General features: G+C 68.8%; 15 protein-coding genes and 1 tRNA gene. 9 read left to right on the top strand and 7 right to left on the bottom strand.

Annotated elements, in window-relative coordinates:
• Positions 1-30 precede the first annotated feature (30 nt).
• Positions 31-1,059 carry a cation diffusion facilitator family transporter gene (locus P5G52_RS10120; protein WP_301227023.1) on the top strand — a complete coding sequence of 343 codons (1,029 nt, stop codon included), beginning with the start codon at positions 31-33 and terminating at the stop codon, positions 1,057-1,059.
• A gap of 54 nt (positions 1,060-1,113) precedes the next feature.
• Here P5G52_RS10120 and P5G52_RS10125 read toward each other — a convergent pair whose 3' ends face one another.
• From P5G52_RS10125 to P5G52_RS10145, 5 genes are all read right to left on the bottom strand, one after another.
• On the bottom strand, positions 1,114-1,602 hold the full coding sequence (locus tag P5G52_RS10125) for a VOC family protein (RefSeq protein ID WP_301227025.1): 489 nt from the start codon (positions 1,600-1,602) through the stop codon (positions 1,114-1,116).
• Positions 1,603-1,694: 92 nt separating this feature from the next.
• The gene (locus P5G52_RS10130; protein ID WP_301227027.1) at positions 1,695-2,402 is read right to left on the bottom strand and encodes a hypothetical protein; all 708 of its coding nucleotides are present in this window, start codon (positions 2,400-2,402) and stop codon (positions 1,695-1,697) included.
• 43 nt (positions 2,403-2,445) lie between these two features.
• Complete coding sequence (locus tag P5G52_RS10135) at positions 2,446-2,688, bottom strand: hypothetical protein (RefSeq protein WP_301227029.1); 243 nt, start codon at positions 2,686-2,688, stop codon at positions 2,446-2,448.
• Positions 2,689-2,919: 231 nt separating this feature from the next.
• The gene (locus P5G52_RS10140) at positions 2,920-3,993 is read right to left on the bottom strand and encodes a hypothetical protein (protein WP_301227031.1); all 1,074 of its coding nucleotides are present in this window, start codon (positions 3,991-3,993) and stop codon (positions 2,920-2,922) included.
• A 199-nt stretch (positions 3,994-4,192) separates the two neighbouring features.
• Positions 4,193-4,265, bottom strand: a tRNA-Lys gene (locus tag P5G52_RS10145).
• A gap of 214 nt (positions 4,266-4,479) precedes the next feature.
• On the opposite strand from P5G52_RS10145, the gene P5G52_RS10150 reads away from it, so the two are divergent.
• Positions 4,480-5,451 (top strand): 2-hydroxyacid dehydrogenase, encoded by a 972-nt coding sequence (locus P5G52_RS10150; RefSeq protein ID WP_301227033.1) that lies wholly within the window; start codon positions 4,480-4,482, stop codon positions 5,449-5,451.
• A gap of 10 nt (positions 5,452-5,461) precedes the next feature.
• On the opposite strand, the gene P5G52_RS10155 is transcribed toward P5G52_RS10150, so the two are convergent.
• Positions 5,462-6,421 (bottom strand): IS481 family transposase, encoded by a 960-nt coding sequence (locus P5G52_RS10155; protein ID WP_301226372.1) that lies wholly within the window; start codon positions 6,419-6,421, stop codon positions 5,462-5,464.
• Between the two features lie 147 nt (positions 6,422-6,568).
• Complete coding sequence (locus P5G52_RS10160) at positions 6,569-7,036, bottom strand: hypothetical protein (RefSeq protein WP_301227035.1); 468 nt, start codon at positions 7,034-7,036, stop codon at positions 6,569-6,571.
• 233 nt (positions 7,037-7,269) lie between these two features.
• Between P5G52_RS10160 and ilvD the strand changes: the two genes are divergently transcribed.
• From ilvD to metG, 7 genes are all read left to right on the top strand, one after another.
• Positions 7,270-8,973 (top strand): dihydroxy-acid dehydratase, encoded by a 1,704-nt coding sequence (gene ilvD, locus P5G52_RS10165; protein WP_301227037.1) that lies wholly within the window; start codon positions 7,270-7,272, stop codon positions 8,971-8,973.
• Positions 8,974-9,342: 369 nt separating this feature from the next.
• Positions 9,343-11,223 carry an acetolactate synthase large subunit gene (locus tag P5G52_RS10170; protein ID WP_301227039.1) on the top strand — a complete coding sequence of 627 codons (1,881 nt, stop codon included), beginning with the start codon at positions 9,343-9,345 and terminating at the stop codon, positions 11,221-11,223.
• 2 nt (positions 11,224-11,225) lie between these two features.
• Positions 11,226-11,738 (top strand): acetolactate synthase small subunit, encoded by a 513-nt coding sequence (ilvN, locus tag P5G52_RS10175; protein ID WP_087076134.1) that lies wholly within the window; start codon positions 11,226-11,228, stop codon positions 11,736-11,738.
• A 51-nt stretch (positions 11,739-11,789) separates the two neighbouring features.
• Positions 11,790-12,815 carry a ketol-acid reductoisomerase gene (gene ilvC / locus P5G52_RS10180; RefSeq protein ID WP_301227042.1) on the top strand — a complete coding sequence of 342 codons (1,026 nt, stop codon included), beginning with the start codon at positions 11,790-11,792 and terminating at the stop codon, positions 12,813-12,815.
• 151 nt (positions 12,816-12,966) lie between these two features.
• Positions 12,967-14,559 carry a phosphoglycerate dehydrogenase gene (gene serA, locus P5G52_RS10185; RefSeq protein ID WP_301227044.1) on the top strand — a complete coding sequence of 531 codons (1,593 nt, stop codon included), beginning with the start codon at positions 12,967-12,969 and terminating at the stop codon, positions 14,557-14,559.
• A gap of 32 nt (positions 14,560-14,591) precedes the next feature.
• Positions 14,592-15,536 carry an acetamidase/formamidase family protein gene (locus P5G52_RS10190; protein WP_301227046.1) on the top strand — a complete coding sequence of 315 codons (945 nt, stop codon included), beginning with the start codon at positions 14,592-14,594 and terminating at the stop codon, positions 15,534-15,536.
• Positions 15,537-15,565: 29 nt separating this feature from the next.
• Positions 15,566-17,140 (top strand): methionine--tRNA ligase, encoded by a 1,575-nt coding sequence (metG, locus tag P5G52_RS10195; protein ID WP_301227048.1) that lies wholly within the window; start codon positions 15,566-15,568, stop codon positions 17,138-17,140.
• Positions 17,141-17,165 lie beyond the last annotated feature (25 nt).

Consider the following 17,165-nt stretch of genomic DNA (forward strand, 5'->3'; position numbering starts at 1 on the left):
CCGCCCGCGGAGGCATTCCGGAAGGACGGCATGAAGAACCAGGTATCGCAGGCGGAGGATCGGGCCCGGCCGGACGACGACGGGCAGGGCGACGAAGCGCAAGCGAACCGGTCATCGGGCGGTGAGGGCGTGCTGACCGTCATCATCGCCTTCGTGGCCAACTTCCTGGTCGCAGGCGCCAAGACGGTTGCCGCGCTCATCACGGGCTCGGCCTCGATGACAGCGGAGGCAGCCCACTCGTGGGCGGACACCGGCAACCAGATCTTCCTGCTCATCGCGGAGCGCAAATCGCGGCGCCGCAGGGACCGGGCGCACCCGATGGGCTACGGGCGCGAAGCGTACGTCTGGTCCATGTTCGCGGCCTTCGGGCTGTTCACCGCCGGAGCCGTGGTCTCGATCTGGCATGGCGTCCAGCAACTGCTCGAACCCGAACCCGGCGGGGATTTCGGCATCGCGTACGCGGTCCTCGCTGTCGCATTCGTCCTCGAGGGGATCTCCTTCGCCCAGGCCTTCCGGCAGGCGCGGAAGGCCGGACGTGAAAGGGGTACCACCACGCTGCAGAGCGTGTCCACGACCTCGAACCCGACGCTGCGCGCGGTGTTCGCGGAGGACTCCGCCGCGCTGATCGGCCTCGTCCTCGCGTTCCTCGGGATCCTGCTGCACCAGCTGACCGGCTCTCCCGTCCCCGACGCGGTCGGCTCGATCCTGGTGGGCGTGCTGCTCGGGGTGATCGCCGTGATCCTGATCGACCGCAACCGGCGGTTCCTCGTCGGCCAGGCGGTGTCCCCGGCCCTGCTCGAATCGGTCGCCCAGCGGTTGGGGGCACACGACAGCATCGAGCGCGTGACGTACCTGCACCTCGAGTACGTGGGCCCCGAGCGCCTGTACCTGGTGGCGGCGGTGGACCTCGTGGGAGACCGGCGGGAGCACGACGTCGCCATCGCCCTCCGCGCCGTCGAGCGGGACATCGAGGAGCACGAGCGCATCGAGGAGGCCGTGCTCACGCTCTCCACCCCGGATGAGCCGACACTCACCTTCGAAGCGGGCGCGCGCGCCTGACGTCGTCGAGTCCAGGCACGCCCGACGCCAGGCCAGAGCGAACGGCGCGGGGCGTCAGACGCCGACGGCGTCGCCCGGAGCGTCTGCCGGGGTCGGCGCAGCGGCGGCCGCAGGGGCCTCCTGCCCGGCCGCGGGAGCCCCGGCGATGTTCACCATCCAGGTGACGCCGAAGCGGTCGATGCACATGCCGAAGCTGTCGCCCCAGGGTGACTGCGCGAGGGGCACGATCTCGCTGCCGCTGCCGGCGAGTGCGTCCCAGTATCCGCGGAGCTCCGCCTCGTCGTCACCGCTGACCGAGAGCGAATGCCCGGCCGGGGCCGTGTACTCCATGCTGTTGGGCGTATCAGCCGCCATCAGGACCTGCCCCGACGGTGTGGTCAGCATGGAATGCATGATCTTGTCCTGCTCCGCAGGGTCCTCGCTCACCTGGAACTCCGCGAACGTACTGCGCTGGAGCTCGCCGCCGAAGACGGACTGGTAGAAGTCCATCGCCTGCGCTGCCGTGTCCCGGAAGCTGAGGTAGGAATTGATCGTCGCCGCCATGGTGTCCGCCTTCTGCCGGTGGCTCCCGCCACGCCGTCTGTGTGTAAGCGATTATTGTTCAGCCGCGGCGCGCAGGGAAGGGAACCGCCGCATCAGGACGGGGAGGGCTCGGAACGCGGGCCGATCGCCCCGGCGACCTTCTCCTCCAGCGAGGTGATGGTGGCATCCGGCAGGACGATCAGGCCGTCCAGCTCCCGGCGGGCCCGGCGGTAGGCCGTCTGGCGTTCCGCTGCCGTCGCCGCGTCGTCCACGGCCACCGTGACGAGCTTGCGGGCGGTCGAGAGCCGTTGCCGTTCCTCCGCGCTGAACCCGCTCGCCCTGACGCGCCGCGCCTCGGTCTCCGCCACCTGGAAGGCGACGTCGTACGACGTGACGGCGGACCGGTAGGCGGCGAGGTCTTCCGCGGACACCCCCGAGGGTTCCTCCGGCCGCAGCGAATCCGCTTCGCGCTTGGCCCTGAGGAAAGCGACGGTGAGCGGCTCCCGCACGTCGGTCATCGTGGGGTAATCGATCAGCTTCGCCGCGTCGAGCTCATACGACAGCCACTTCCTGTCGACCTCGTCGTGCATGCGCTCGACGTGCAGGACATCCCGTTCCAGCCGGGGTGCCTGCTGCGGGACCTGTTCGGCGGAGTGCGCGCCGTGGAGGACGCCGGGGTGCTTGAGGCGGTAGAGCTCCATCCTGCGCTGGTGGCGCCGTTCGCCCGCCTCCGACCACTGCCGTCCCCACACCGCGAACACCCCCGACAGCGGGAAGACCAGCCACCAGTAGTTCCCTGCGAAGGACAGGATCTCGTTCACCCGTCCATCGTAGGCCCGGCAGCCGGAAGGCGCCGGGGACCGGTCAGTCCTTCGCGTCCTCGCGCCCGGGGTGCCGCTTCCGGGTGCGCCGCAGGAGCGACACGAGGACCAGCGCGCTGACGAGGAGGTGGAGGAACGAGAGGGAGGGGAGCACCGTCAGCAGCAGGATCGTCACGAGGCCGAGCAGGACGCCGGCCTGCAGGACCGAGAGGTAGTGTGCCGGGACCGGGCGCGGCCACGGGTGGAAGTCGATGATGGGCGGTTCATCCGCCGCGTTCCTGAACATGGTGGTCCTCCGGAAGTGGGATACCAGCCATCGTGCAGGAATCCGGAAAGCCGGTGCAATGCACCGGAGGGCTGGGGTGGGGCCTTGACTGTCCGGCCGCGGCATGGCGACGTTCCGGGGTGGACATCACTGCAGTGGCGGGGACCGATACATCATGATGCCCCGGCCGGCTACCGGGAGCCCTGACACAGCTACGAGGGGTGCCGCGGTGACGCTGCTCCATCTGCCACATCAATTCAATGGCAGGCCGAACGCGGAGTAGGTGTAGGGAGCGTCGATCGGATCGTCGCAATTCCCGGTGATCGCCGAGCAGACCGACAGGCCGGGGCCGATCATCGTCAGTTCCTCCGGGCCCGTCCAGCCGTAACGTCCGTCGAAACCATGCTCGAGCCGGACCTCTTTGCCGGTCGAAGTCTCGACCACCAAGCCGTACGCCGGCGCGAACCAGAACCGGCCGCCCGGGCTCAACCCACCACCGAAGTATGTGCGGTCCCCGTACGAGGCGTCGACCGATGACAGAACGGATCCGTCAGTGCGCTCGAAGCTGATGCGGCTCCCTCCAGCCACCGCCCAGGTATCTCCGCTGACATCCAGCACCGCGACGCCGCGCCGGCCGAGGTGCGGATCCTCGCCGGACGCCCACTGCCACACCCAGATGTTCTCGTTCGCCCCACTACCGCCCGGGTCGGTGCCAGTCGCATAGTGGACCGCATGGTCGTCCACCGAGGCGAAAACCACGGGTTGCTCCGGCGACGCCTCGATGGGCGTGCGGGCGAGCACCCGCCCGGTACTCGGTTGCACCACGACGATATCCCCGCGCTGCCCGTCCGTCGTCTCGACCCAGGAGACGACGTCGGACTCCGGGTTTCCCACGATGTCGCGGAACTCACCCCACATCCGGCCCACCGGGGTTGCGCCCGCGTTTCGCCAGGGCTGCCGGCCGATCTCCTTCGTGTCGTGCTCCCAGCTCTCCCAGACGATCTTCGACGAGTCCGCATCGACATACACGACACCCGTCTTCGCCTCCGTGAACGATGCGACCCGAACAGGCGAGGGCCATGTGCTCTCTCCCACATACGGGATGCCGTTGTTCGTGTAGTACGGGGAACCGGGGCCCCACGCCTCGGGCTTCGAAGCGGAGAACCCGGGTTCTGAGGACGAGGTGGGGGTCGGCTGCTCCACAGGCGACGTCTCATAGGTGCATGCGCCCAGCAGGAACGTCATCACGGCGCCGACGGCGAGCGCCGCGGCGCGCTGACGTCCACGCCCGGTATCCGCACACGCCACCCAGCTGTCCAGATCCACGAGGGCCTCCTACGTGGGGGTGATTCTCCCACCGGGTGGGCTCCGGGTCGAGGCGTCAGGGGAACGTGGGCAGGCACGATCCCCGGGCGAGGAGAACTTCGACTGCACGTGGAGGACCTCGACGTGGAGGAAGCCGGTATCAGGGCAAGACAAAACCCCGCGTCCCAGGCGGCGAGACCTGGAACACGGGGTTCTGTTGTGCACCCCCCGGGACTTGAACCCGGAACCCATTGATTAAGAGTCAATTGCTCTGCCAATTGAGCTAGAGGTGCGTGCCGTTTTGCCTCCCGATTTCACCCGGTTGGCTCATCCGCAACAGCATGAAACTCTACCAGCACTTCGCCCGAAACATGAAACCGGCTCCCCGACCTCCGCTCGGGACCCCTTTTCCGCACCTCGTCCGCATCTCGTCCGCATCTCGTCCGCATCTCGTCCGCACCGCCCGGCGAGGCCGATTCCGCCGTATCCCCGCACTAGGCTGGCGCCATGACGATTCCTGCACCCAGCTCCGATGCCCCGACCGTCCGTACCCTGAGCGTCCCCACCGCCGAGCTGCGGGATGCGCTGGCCGGAGTGTCCCCGGCCGTCGACGTCGTGCTCTGGGACTTCCAGGGGGCACCGGAGGGGCTCGACCCCGCCGACCTCGATGCTGCGGTGCTGCCGTACACGGGCCGCGCCCACCTCGACGGGGCGCTCGACGCCGCGCGGAACCTCAGGCTCGTCCAGACGCAGTCCACGGGATACGACGGCGTCCCGGACCTCGTGGGACCCGAGGTGGCCATCGCGACGGCTGCGGGAGTGCATGCAGCGGCCACCGCCGAACTCGCCGTCGGGCTCGCCCTGGCCTCGCTGCGCGGGATCGACGACGCCGTCCGCCAGCAGGCCGAAGGCCGGTGGCACAGCGCCCGCTATCCCGGGCTCGCGGACCGCCGCGTCCTCCTCGTGGGTGTCGGCGGCATCGGCGAGGAGATCCGCAGGCGCCTGGACACCTTCGAGGCGCAGGTCACGCGCGTCGGCAGCGCCGCACGCGACGACGCCCTCGGTCACGTCCACGGCAGCGACGAACTGGTGGACCTCGCCCCGCACCACGACGTCGTCGTGGTGATTACCCCGCTCACCGACGCCACGCGCGGACTCATCGGGAAGGACGTGCTCGCGGCCCTGCCCGACGGCGCGCTCGTCGTCAACGTCGCCCGGGGGGCCGTGGTGGACACCGAGGCCCTCACCCGCGAAGTCGTGGCAGGCCGCCTGAAGGCGGCGCTCGACGTCGTCGACCCCGAACCGCTGCCCGAGGGCCACCCGCTGTGGAACGCTCCCGGCGTCATCATCACGCCGCACGTCGGGGGCAACACCGGTGCCTTCCCGCCCCGGATCCTCGCGCTGCTGAAACGCCAGGTCGAACTGCTCGGCCGCGGACAGGAGCCCGCCAACCTCGTGCGGCGCGGACCCTGGGGCTAGGTGTACTGGGTCATGAGGTGGGTGACAGTCGGTTGATGGGTGTGGTTCCGATGCCTGTGTGGATGCGTTCAGTGTTGTAGTGGGTGAGGAACCGGTCAAGGGCTTCGGTGCGGGCTGTGTTCGAGGTGTAGGGCCGGCGGTAGGCCCATTCGGTTTGCAGGGTCCGGTTGAAGCGCTCGACTTTCCCGTTGGTCCAGGGGCAGTGGGGTTTGATGAAACGCTGCTCGGCGCCGATGGCTGTTACGGCTGCTTTGAACGCGTGTCCGCGCCGGTAGGCCAGGGCGTTGTCGGTGATGATCCGTTCGATGCGGGGAATCCCGTTCGTGGCGAAGAAGTCCCGGGCGCGCAGCAGGAACCCTGCGGCGGTGTCGGAGCGTTCGTCGGGATGGACTTCGGCGTACGCGAGCCGGGAGTGGTCATCAATAGCCGCGTGGACGTAGTCGTAACCGATGCCGTAACCCCGAACCTCTTCGGAGCGGCCGTGGGCACGCCAGCCGCCGCCGTCGGGGATCCGGCCGAGTTTCTTCACATCCAGGTGCACGAGCTCGCCCGGGCGGGCTCGTTCGTACCGGGCCTTGGTCGCCCTCGAGGCGCGGATCAGCTGCCCGGTGACCGGGTCGCACCAGGCAAGCCGGGGAACCTGGTGCCGGGACAGGATCCGGGAGACCGTCCGGGCCGGTACCCCGGTGGCGGCCGCGATGCGTAACGGTCCGGCCCGTAACTGCGTGCGGGCGGCAAGAACCACGTGCTCGGTCTCACGGCTGGTCCTGGTCGGGAAGGTCCTCGGGCGGCTGGAGCGGTCCTGCAGCCCGTCGATTCCTTCGGCCCGGTAGCGGCGCACCCACCGGTAGGCGGTCTGCCGGGACACGCCGAGTTCCTTGGCCACGTGCGCGACGGGCCGGCCTGCTAAAACGCGTTCAATGATGATTGATCGACCAAACGGGCTCAAACGAGGGATAACGTTGGACACGAGGACCTCCGGGAGGGTGCGGGAACTAGACAGCTCCACTAAGCCCGGAGGTCCTCCTCATTTTCAAGCCCTACCTGTCACCAACGTCCCGGCCCAGTACAGCTAGGCGGCCCGGACGCGGACGCTGGGAATGGGCGCGGCCCGGGCTCAGGCCATGGCGATGAAGGCATCCATGAAGGAGTCGAAGTCGACGAGGTCGTCGTCCTGGGTCAGCCTCATCGGGGTGCCGGGACCGACGTCGAGGACCGGGTCCGCGCTGACGCCGAAGCGGAAGACCCGGCCGGTGCTCGTGCCCACCTCGTAGCTGCCGTCCTCGACCCACTGCAGGGCGTGCGCGAGATTGGTCATGTTGATCTCGACGGGAACGCCCGCGCCCCTGATGGCCGCGAGGTCCACCGGCGCGATCATCAGCTCGGCGGGCTTCCAGCGGTAACCCACCACGTAGCCGATCGGATAGGTTGGGCCCTCGGAGCCGCGGGCGTACGGCGCTGCGAAGACGAGGTTGTAGTCGCCGTAGTTCGGGATCTGCCCGTCGAACACGCGGCGGAGGGCGTTCTTCAGTCCCTGCCCGCCAGGGAGCGGTCGGCCGGTTCCGGAGGGATCATCGGGAGTCATATCATGCCGTTGCGGTAGGAGGCTGTCGGACTGGTCCCCGGAGGGATTGTTCGCGGTGCGCGCGGCCGGCGGGCCGGAAGATTCGCCCGCGAAATCCACACTGTACCGGAGCGGGGAGCCGCCGCACGAGGACCCGGGCGGAGAGGCGCGGCCCTTCCATCCGGCGCAGAGGCAGCTGTAACAGGCGGGTCACATGGCGAAACCCGCCTGTTACACGGGCCTAGACTTCTAACATGACCGTGGAAACAAAGCCAGACATCAAGCCAAGAAGCCGCGTCGTCACCGACGGCATCCATGCGGCACCGTCCCGCGGGATGTTGCGAGCCGTGGGTATGGGTGACGAGGACTTCGCGAAGCCGCAGGTCGGCGTCGCGAGCTCCTGGAACGAGATCACTCCCTGCAACCTGTCCCTCAACCGCCTCGCCCAGGGAGCGAAGGAGGGTGTGCGTGACGGGGGAGGGTTCCCCATGCAGTTCGGCACCATCTCCGTCTCCGACGGCATCTCGATGGGCCACGAGGGCATGCACTTCTCGCTCGTCTCCCGTGAGGTCATCGCGGACTCGGTGGAGACGGTGATGCAGGCCGAACGCATCGACGGTTCCGTGCTCCTCGCCGGCTGCGACAAGTCCCTTCCGGGCATGCTCATGGCGGCGGCCCGCCTCGACCTCGCCTCGGTGTTCCTGTACGCAGGAACGATCATGCCGGGATTCGCGAAGCTCGAGGACGGCACCGAGAAGGAAGTCACCCTCATCGACGCCTTCGAGGCCGTCGGCGCCTGCGCTGCCGGCAAGATGAGCCACAAGGACCTCGACAGCATCGAACGCGCCGTCTGCCCCGGTGAGGGTGCCTGCGGCGGTATGTACACCGCGAACACGATGGCCTGCATCGGCGAGGCCCTCGGGATGTCCCTGCCCGGCTCGGCAGCTCCGCCCTCGGCCGACCGCCGCCGCGACATGTACGCGCGGAAGTCCGGCGAGGCGGTCGTGAACCTGCTGCGCCTCGGCATCACGGCCCGCGACATCATGACGAAGAAGGCGTTCGAGAATGCCATCGCGGTCACCATGGCCTTCGGCGGCTCGACCAACGCCGTCCTCCACCTGCTGGCGATCGCCCGTGAGGCCGAGGTCGACCTGACGCTCGACGACTTCACGCGCATCGGCGACCGGATCCCGCACCTCGGCGACCTCAAGCCCTTCGGCCGCTACGTCATGTTCGACGTCGACAAGGTGGGCGGCGTGCCGGTCATCATGAAGGCGCTGCTCGACGCCGGCCTGCTGCACGGCGACTGCCTGACGGTGACCGGCAAGACCCTCGCCGAGAACCTCGCGGAGATCGACCCGCCGGACCTCGACGGCAAGATCCTCCGCGCGCTCGACAACCCGCTGCACAAGACCGGTGGCATCACCATCCTGCACGGCTCCCTGGCCCCCGAGGGCGCCGTGGTGAAGAGCGCCGGCTTCGACGCCGACGTCTTCGAGGGCACCGCCCGCGTGTTCGAGCGTGAGCAGGGCGCCCTCGATGCGCTCGATGCCGGCGAGATCCAGGCCGGTGACGTCGTCGTCATCCGCTACGAGGGACCCAAGGGCGGCCCCGGCATGCGCGAGATGCTCGCCATCACCGGCGCCATCAAGGGAGCCGGTCTGGGCAAGGACGTCCTCCTGCTCACGGACGGCCGCTTCTCCGGAGGCACCACGGGTCTGTGTATCGGCCACGTGGCGCCGGAAGCCGTCGACGGCGGCCCCATCGCCTTCGTGCACAACGGCGACCGCATCCGCGTCGACATCGCGGCGAAGAGCTTCGACCTCCTCGTCGACGAGGCGGAACTCGAGCAGCGCAAGGTGGGATGGGAGCCGCTCCCGGCCCGCTACACGAAGGGCGTGCTGGCGAAATACGCAAAGCTCGTGCACTCCGCCTCCAAGGGTGCGGTCACGGGCTAGGGACGTCGCCGTCGCTGCCCGGGACGGGATGTCCTCCCGTTCCGGGCAGTGCCGACACCAGGGGTGGTGGTCCACTCACTGGACGCCCGCGTCCACGATGTGAGACAAGCAGGGGTGCGGTTGACACTCTTTCGCGGGGGCGTGGAAACTACAGGTATGCAGCCCGAACCAGTAGTCGTCGTCCTTACCCAGCGCGTGGCCTGAAGCCCGTCCGGTAGACGACTACAGTCACGCGCAACCCCTCGCAGAGCCCGACAAGGCTGAGGGGTTTTTTTGTTGACACACCTTGTTGGCACAGAAGAAGCGCGCGGAAGTCAATCCGCAGTCATAGCTGCAGCAGTGCAGCAAACGTTCCAAAGGAAGCCGAAGATGTCCAAGGGATCGCCCATCAGCCCAGCGCTGCTGGCAGCAAGGCCAGCACCTCCCGCAGCACCCGCGCGTGAGACAGCCCCCGTCGTCCCGGCGAGCGCCGTCCGTGGCCCCAACAATGTCGTGGGCCCCACCGAGATGCTCGGTTCCGCGGCGATCGTCCGGTCCCTCGAGGAACTCGGCGTCGACGACGTCTTCGGTCTTCCCGGGGGAGCGATCCTTCCGACGTACGACCCCCTTCTGGCGTCCACCAAGCTCCGGCACGTCCTCGTGCGGCACGAGCAGGGCGCGGGCCATGCGGCGCAGGGCTACGCCATGGTGACCGGCAGGCCCGGTGTCTGCATCGTCACCTCGGGTCCGGGCGCCACCAACCTCGTGACGGCCATCGCCGACGCCCACATGGACTCGGTGCCCATGGTGGCCATCACGGGCCAGGTCTCCAGTGCCTTCATCGGCTCGGACGCGTTCCAGGAAGCCGACATCGTCGGCATCACGATGCCCATCACCAAGCACTCCTACCTGGTGACGAAGGCGCAGGACATCCCCCGCGTCCTCGCCGAGGCCTTCCACATCGCGACCACGGGGCGTCCCGGGCCCGTGCTGGTCGACATCGCCAAGGACGCCCAGCAGTCCAGCATGACATTCTCCTGGCCGCCCAAGGTGGACATCCCGGGCTACCGGCCCGTGGTGCGCGGCCACTCAAAGCAGGTCCGCGAGGCAGCCCGCCTCATCAACAACGCGCAGCGCCCCGTCTTCTACGTGGGCGGCGGCGTCGTCAAGGCCCATGCCTCCGTGGAGCTGAAGGAGCTGGCCGAGCTCGTCGGCGCCCCCGTCGTCACCACCCTCATGGCCCGCGGAGTCTTCCCCGACTCCCACGACCAGCACGTGGGAATGCCCGGCATGCACGGTTCCGTCTCCGCCGTCACGGCGCTGCAGCAGGCAGACCTCCTGATCACCCTCGGCGCGCGGTTCGACGACCGCGTCACGGGAGTCCTCTCCAGCTTCGCCCCGAACGCGAAGGTCATCCACGCGGACATCGATCCCGCCGAGATCTCCAAGAACCGCGCCGCGGACGTGCCCATCGTCGGGTCCGTCAAGGAGATCATCCCCGAGCTGACCGCCGCCGTCCGAGACTCGTTCGAGACGCAGGAACGGCCGGACCTCTCCGCCTGGTGGAAGACCCTCAACCACCTGCGCGAGACCTACCCGGTCGGCTTCACGCAGCCCGACGACGGCCTGTCGGCACCGCAGCAGGTCATCAAGCGCATCGGTGAGCTGACCGGTCCCGAGGGCGTCTTCGTCTCGGGCGTGGGACAGCACCAGATGTGGGCGGCGCAGTTCATCCAGTACGAGCGCCCGCACGCCTGGCTCAACTCCGGCGGCCTCGGCACCATGGGTTACTCCGTGCCGGCCGCGATGGGAGCCAAGGTGGGCGACCCGGACCGCGTGGTCTGGGCGATCGACGGCGACGGCTGCTTCCAGATGACCAACCAGGAACTGGCCACGTGCGTCATCAACAACATCCCCATCAAGGTCGCGGTCATCAACAACTCCTCTCTGGGGATGGTGCGGCAGTGGCAGACCCTCTTCTACGAGGGCCGCTACTCGAACACGGACCTCAACACGGGCCACGACACCGTGCGCGTCCCGGACTTCGTGAAGCTCGCCGACGCCTACGGCTGCGTGGGCCTGCGCTGCGAGCGGGACGAGGACATCGACGCGACCATCGAGCAGGCGCTGGCGATCAACGACCGCCCCGTCGTCATCGACTTCGTGGTCAGCCGCGACTCCATGGTCTGGCCGATGGTGCCCTCGGGCGTCAGCAACGACCTCATCCAGATTGCCCGCAACATGACCCCGACATGGGAACAGGAGGACTGATCATGGCACGACACACCCTTTCCGTGCTCGTCGAGGACGTGCCCGGCGTCCTCACCCGCGTCGCGAGCCTGTTCGCGCGGCGTGCGTTCAACATCAACTCACTTGCGGTCGGACCGACCGAGGTCGCGGGCATGTCCCGCATCACCGTTGTGGTGGAAGCCGAGGGGGATCTCCTCGAGCAGGTCACCAAGCAGCTGAACAAGCTCATCAACGTCATCAAGATCGTCGAACTGACGACCGAGCAGTCGGTGCAGCGCGACCACGTCCTGATCAAGGTCCGGGCAGACGCGGCGACGCGCCTGCAGGTGACCCAGGCCGCGGACCTGTTCCGTGCGTCGGTCGTCGACGTGGCGATCGACTCGCTCATCATCGAGGCGACGGGAACGCCGGAGAAGCTCTCGGCGCTCCTGTCCGTCCTCGAGCCGTTCGGCGTCCGCGAGATCGTGCAGTCCGGCACGCTCGCGATCAGCCGTGGCGCCAAGTCGATGAGCGATCGCGCCCTGCGCAGCGCCTGACGGCACCCCTTCCAGACCTTCCCAGCACCACCCACAAGAGGAGAAACACCCGTGACCGAGTTGTTCTATGACGACGATGCAGACCTTTCGATCATCCAGGGCCGCACCGTGGCCGTCATCGGCTACGGCAGCCAGGGCCACGCCCACGCGCTGAGCCTGCGCGATTCCGGCGTCGACGTGCGCGTCGGCCTGAAGGAAGGATCCGCGTCGCGCGCCAAGGCCGAAGCCGAGGGGCTCCGGGTCCTCTCGGTCGCCGAGGCTACCGCCGAAGCCGACCTCATCATGGTGCTCACGCCCGACCAGGTACAGCGGCACGTGTACAAGGAGGACATCGCACCGAACCTGCAGGCCGGTGACGCCCTGTTCTTCGGCCACGGCTTCAACATCCGCTACGGCTACATCCAGCCGCCGTCCGACGTCGACGTCGCCCTCGTGGCTCCCAAGGGACCCGGGCACATCGTCCGCCGCGAGTTCGAGGCCGGACGCGGTGTCCCCGACCTGATCGCCGTCGAGCAGGACGCATCGGGCAAGGCACGCGACCTCGCGCTGTCCTACGCGAAGGCGATCGGCGGCACCCGCGCCGGCGTCATCGAGACCACCTTCACCGAGGAGACCGAGACGGACCTCTTCGGTGAGCAGGCCGTCCTGTGCGGCGGGGCCTCGCAGCTGATCCAGTACGGCTTCGAGACGCTGACGGAGGCAGGCTACAAGCCCGAGGTCGCGTACTTCGAGGTCCTGCACGAGCTCAAGCTCATCGTCGACCTCATGGTCGAGGGTGGCATCGCCAAGCAGCGCTGGAGCGTCTCCGACACGGCCGAGTACGGCGACTACGTCTCCGGCCCCCGCGTCATCACCCCCGAGGTGAAGGAGAACATGAAGGCCGTCCTCGCGGACATCCAGAACGGTGCCTTCGCCAAGCGCTTCATCGACGACCAGGACGCCGGAGCGCCCGAGTTCACCGAGCTGCGCAAGAAGGGCGAGGACCACCCGATCGAGAGCACGGGCCGCGAGCTCCGCAAGCTCTTCTCGTGGATCAAGACGAACGACGACTACACCGAGGGTTCCGTAGCGCGCTAGCGCCCCCCACTGCCGGCAGGACACGTGTTCAACGCTCAGCGACGAGCAGGTGTCCTGCCGGACCTGTGCCCGGGTCCGCTTCCTCCCGTCCTGACCGTGCCCGGCTGATCCCGTCCTGATCCCGCAAGTCCACCGCAGAAGGAATTCTCCCGTGACCACCAAGCCCGTCGTCCTCCTCGCCGAAGAACTCTCACCCGCCACCGTCGAAGCACTGGGACCCGACTTCGAGGTGCGCAGCACCGACGGCGCCGACCGCGCCCAGCTCCTCGCCGCGCTCGCCGACGTCGACGCCGTGCTGGTCCGCTCCGCGACGCAGATGGACGAGGAAGCCATCCAGGCCGCGCCCAAACTGAAGGTCATCGCCCGCGCGGGAGTCGGTCTCGACAACGTCGACATCAAGGCCGCGACGAGGGCCGGCGTCATGGTCGTCAACGCCCCGACGTCGAACATCATCTCCGCCGCCGAACTCACGGTCGGCCACATCCTGAGCCTCGCCCGCAACATCCCCCAGGCCAGCGCGGCCCTGAAGGCGGGGGAGTGGAAGCGCTCCAAGTACTCCGGCACGGAGCTGTACGAGAAGAACATCGGCATCATCGGGCTCGGCCGCATCGGCGCGCTCGTCGCGGCGCGCCTCCAGGGCTTCGGCACGCAGATCCTCGCCTACGACCCCTACGTGACCTCGGCCCGGGCGGCCCAGCTCGGCGTGCGGCTCGTGTCCCTCGACGAACTGCTGCGCGAATCCGACTTCGTGACCATCCACATGCCGAAGACCCCTGAGACGGTCGGGATGCTCGGCGCCGACGCCTTCGCACTCATGAAGGACACCGCCTACGTCGTCAACGTGGCACGGGGTGGCCTCGTGGACGAGGCTGCGCTGCACGCCGCACTCGAGCAGGGACAGATCGCCGGCGCCGGCGTCGACGTCTTCGTCCGGGAGCCCAGCACCGACCTCCCGTTCTTCGCCCACGACAGCGTCGTGGTGACACCGCACCTCGGGGCGTCGACCGAGGAGGCCCAGGAGAAGGCCGGCATCTCCGTCGCGAAGTCGGTCCGGCTCGCCCTGGCCGGCGAACTCGTCCCCGACGCCGTCAACGTGGCCGGCGGCGTCATCGACCCGGCCGTCCGTCCCGGCATCCCGCTCATGGAGAAGCTCGGGCGGATCTTCACCGCGCTGACGCACGCCTCCCTGACCCAGATCGACATCGAGGTCGCCGGTGAGATCGCCGCCCTCGACGTCAAGGCCCTCGAGCTCGCCGCGCTCAAGGGCGTCTTCACCGACGTCGTCTCCGAGAAGGTCTCCTACGTGAACGCGCCGATCCTCGCCGAACAGCGTGGCATCACGTCCCGGCTGGTCACCACCCCCGAGTCCGAGGAGTACCGCAACGTGCTCCGCCTCCGTGGGGCGCTCTCCGACGGCACGCAGATCTCCGTGGCGGGGACCCTGACGGGGCCGAAGCAGGTGGAGAAGCTCGTCGGTGTCAACGGCTACGACCTCGAGATCCCGATCAGCGACCACCTCCTGGTGCTGCTCTACACCGACCGACCCGGCGTGATCGGCGCGCTCGGCCGCCTCCTCGGCGAACGGGACATAAACATCGCGGGCATGCAGGTGGCACGGAATACCGAAGGCGGCCAGGCGCTCTCCCTCCTCACTGTGGACAGCTCCGTGCCCCAGGACGTCCTCGACGCCATCCGTTCCGAGATCGGTGCGTCGGTTGCCCGCGAAGTGGACCTCCAGGACTGACCGGGACCGACCAGGATCAGCGAGGGGGACCGATGGCTCTGCACCGGCTACCGGCCGAGCCGGCGACGGCGACGCAGGTCCTGTCCCGGGACACCCCGCCGGTCCTGCGGATCGAGCCGGGGGACCGGGTCGTCGTCGAGTCCCTCGACGCCTGGGGCCACCTCGAGCGGCAGGCGACGCCGGGCGCGGTGACGCCCTACCGGTTCCCCCACCGGCGCGGGCACGCCCTCACCGGACCCATCGAGGTCGCCGGGGCCGTCCCGGGCGACGTGCTGGCCGTCCGGTTCGAGTCCTTCGAGCCCGCGGACTGGGGCTGGACCCGCGCCGGACGCCCGGATGACGCCTTCACGCGCAGCCTGGGCCTCGAGGGCACGGAGCCCGCGTGGCTGCTGTGGGATCTCGACGGCGCCGCCGCCACCGGCACCAACCAGTACGGGCATGTCGTCCGCCTCGCCCCGTTCCTCGGCGTGGTGGGGCTGCCACCCGCAGAGCCGGGGGAGCACTCGACGACGCCGCCGCGCTCGGCGGGCGGCGGCAACATCGACTGCCGGGAGCTGACGGCGGGCTCCACGCTCTTCCTCCCGGTGACCGTTCCCGGCGCGCAGCTGCACCTCGGGGACGGGCATGCCGCGCAGGGCGACGGGGAGGTCGGCGGTACGGCCATCGAGTGCGGCATGACGTCGACCCTCACGGTCGATCTCGTCCGGGACGCGCCGCTCGACACCATCCACGCCGTCACGCCCACCGCGCGCATCACGTTCGGGTTCGACGCGGACCTCAACCGCGCGACGGCGGAGGCCCTCGGCGCCATGCTCACCTGGCTCCAGCAGCTCCACGGCCTGGAGCGGGCGACCGCGTTGGCCCTGGCCGGCTCCGTCGTCGACCTCCGGGTCACGCAGATCGCCAACCAGACGTGGGGCGTCCACGCCGTGCTCGCGCTCGACGCCGTCGGCACGGCAGCCGCCACGCTTGGGTAAATCGGGGAGTGCCGGGGTAATTTCATAGGGTGACCTCCCCAGCTGACGCAAAGCCCTCGTTCTACATCACCACGGCCATCTCCTACCCCAACGGCGTGCCGCACATCGGGCACGCCTACGAGACCATCGCCGTGGACGCCATGGCGCGCTTCAAGCGCCTCGACGGCTTCGACGTCATGTACCTCACGGGCACCGACGAGCACGGCCTCAAGATGCAGCAGGCCGCGGACCGGGAGGGCATCCCCGTCCGGGACCTCGCCACGCGCAACGCGCAGGCGTTCCGGGACATGAACGACGTCGTCGGCACCTCCTACGACCGCTTCATCCGCACCACGGACGCGGACCACTACGCCGCGGCCGCTGAGATCTGGAAGCGGATGGAGGCGAACGGGGACATCTACCTCGACAAGTACGCCGGGTGGTATTCCGTGCGGGACGAGTCCTTCTGGGCGGAGGACGACACCGAGGTCCGCGAGGACGGCGTGCGGTACTCGAAGGAGACCGACACCGAGGTCACCTGGACCGAGGAGGAGAGCTACTTCTTCCGGCTCTCGGCCTACCAGCAGAAGCTGCTCGACCTCTACGAGTCGCAGCCGGAGTTCGGTGCGCCGCAGTCGCGCTTCAACGAGGTCATCTCGTTCGTACGGCGCGGGCTCGAGGACCTGTCCATCAGCCGCACGACGTTCGACTGGGGCGTCCCGGTCCCGGGTGACGACCGGCATGTCATGTACGTCTGGGTGGACGCCCTGACCAACTACCTCACCGGTGTCGGCTTTCCCGACACCGACTCGGAACGGTTCCGCATGTACTGGCCCGCCGACGTCCACGTGATCGGCAAGGACATCTCACGCTTCCACGCCATCTACTGGCCCGCCTTCCTCATGTCCGCGGGCCTCGAGTTGCCGAAGCGCGTCATGATCCACGGCTTCCTGCACAACCGCGGCGTGAAGATGTCGAAGTCGCTCGGCAACACCGTGGCGCCGGCGGACTGGGTGGACCAGTACGGCCTCGACTCCGTGCGCTTCTTCCTCCTCCGCGAGGTCCCGTTCGGAGCCGACGGCTCCTACAGCCACGAGGCCGTCGTCGGGCGGATGAACTCCGACCTCGCCAACAACTTCGGCAACCTGGCCCAGCGGTCGCTGTCCATGGTCGCCAAGAACTGCGGCGGCGCGGTGCCGCAGCCGGGGGAATTCGCTCCCGCTGACACGGAGATCCTCGACCAGGCCCATGCACTGCTGGAGGCCAGCCGCGCCGCGTACGACCGGCAGGAGTTCTCCCGCGCCCTCGAAGCCGTGTGGGCAGTCCTCGGCGACACGAACGCCTACTTCGCCGACCAGCAGCCCTGGGTCCTGCGGAAGACCGATCCCGAGCGCATGAGCACGGTCCTGTACGTGACCCTGGAGGTCCTCCGGGTGGTTGCCGTCCTCGCCCAGCCCGTCATGCCGGGCAGCGCAGGGCAGATCCTCACGGCGCTCGGCCAGGGCACGGAGGCCGACGACGCCCGGCGTCTCTTCAGTGCGCTCGGCCGGCGCATCGAGCCGGGGACCGCCCTGCCCGCACCGTCGCCGGTGTTCCCCAAGTACGAGGAGCCCGTGGCGTCCTGACCGTGCGGCCCTGCGTCGCTTCCTG

Source organism: Arthrobacter burdickii (assembly GCF_030433645.1).
Classification (GTDB): domain Bacteria; phylum Actinomycetota; class Actinomycetes; order Actinomycetales; family Micrococcaceae; genus Arthrobacter_D; species Arthrobacter_D burdickii.

Coding starts and splice junctions, on each gene's coding strand:
- P5G52_RS10120 (WP_301227023.1), top strand. CDS start 31: ATGAAGAACCAGGTATCGCAGGCGGAGGATCGGGCCCGGCCGGACGAC.
- P5G52_RS10125 (WP_301227025.1), bottom strand. CDS start 1,602: ATGGCGGCGACGATCAATTCCTACCTCAGCTTCCGGGACACGGCAGCG.
- P5G52_RS10135 (WP_301227029.1), bottom strand. CDS start 2,688: ATGTTCAGGAACGCGGCGGATGAACCGCCCATCATCGACTTCCACCCG.
- P5G52_RS10150 (WP_301227033.1), top strand. CDS start 4,480: ATGACGATTCCTGCACCCAGCTCCGATGCCCCGACCGTCCGTACCCTG.
- P5G52_RS10160 (WP_301227035.1), bottom strand. CDS start 7,036: ATGACTCCCGATGATCCCTCCGGAACCGGCCGACCGCTCCCTGGCGGG.
- ilvD (WP_301227037.1), top strand. CDS start 7,270: ATGACCGTGGAAACAAAGCCAGACATCAAGCCAAGAAGCCGCGTCGTC.
- P5G52_RS10170 (WP_301227039.1), top strand. CDS start 9,343: ATGTCCAAGGGATCGCCCATCAGCCCAGCGCTGCTGGCAGCAAGGCCA.
- ilvN (WP_087076134.1), top strand. CDS start 11,226: ATGGCACGACACACCCTTTCCGTGCTCGTCGAGGACGTGCCCGGCGTC.
- P5G52_RS10190 (WP_301227046.1), top strand. CDS start 14,592: ATGGCTCTGCACCGGCTACCGGCCGAGCCGGCGACGGCGACGCAGGTC.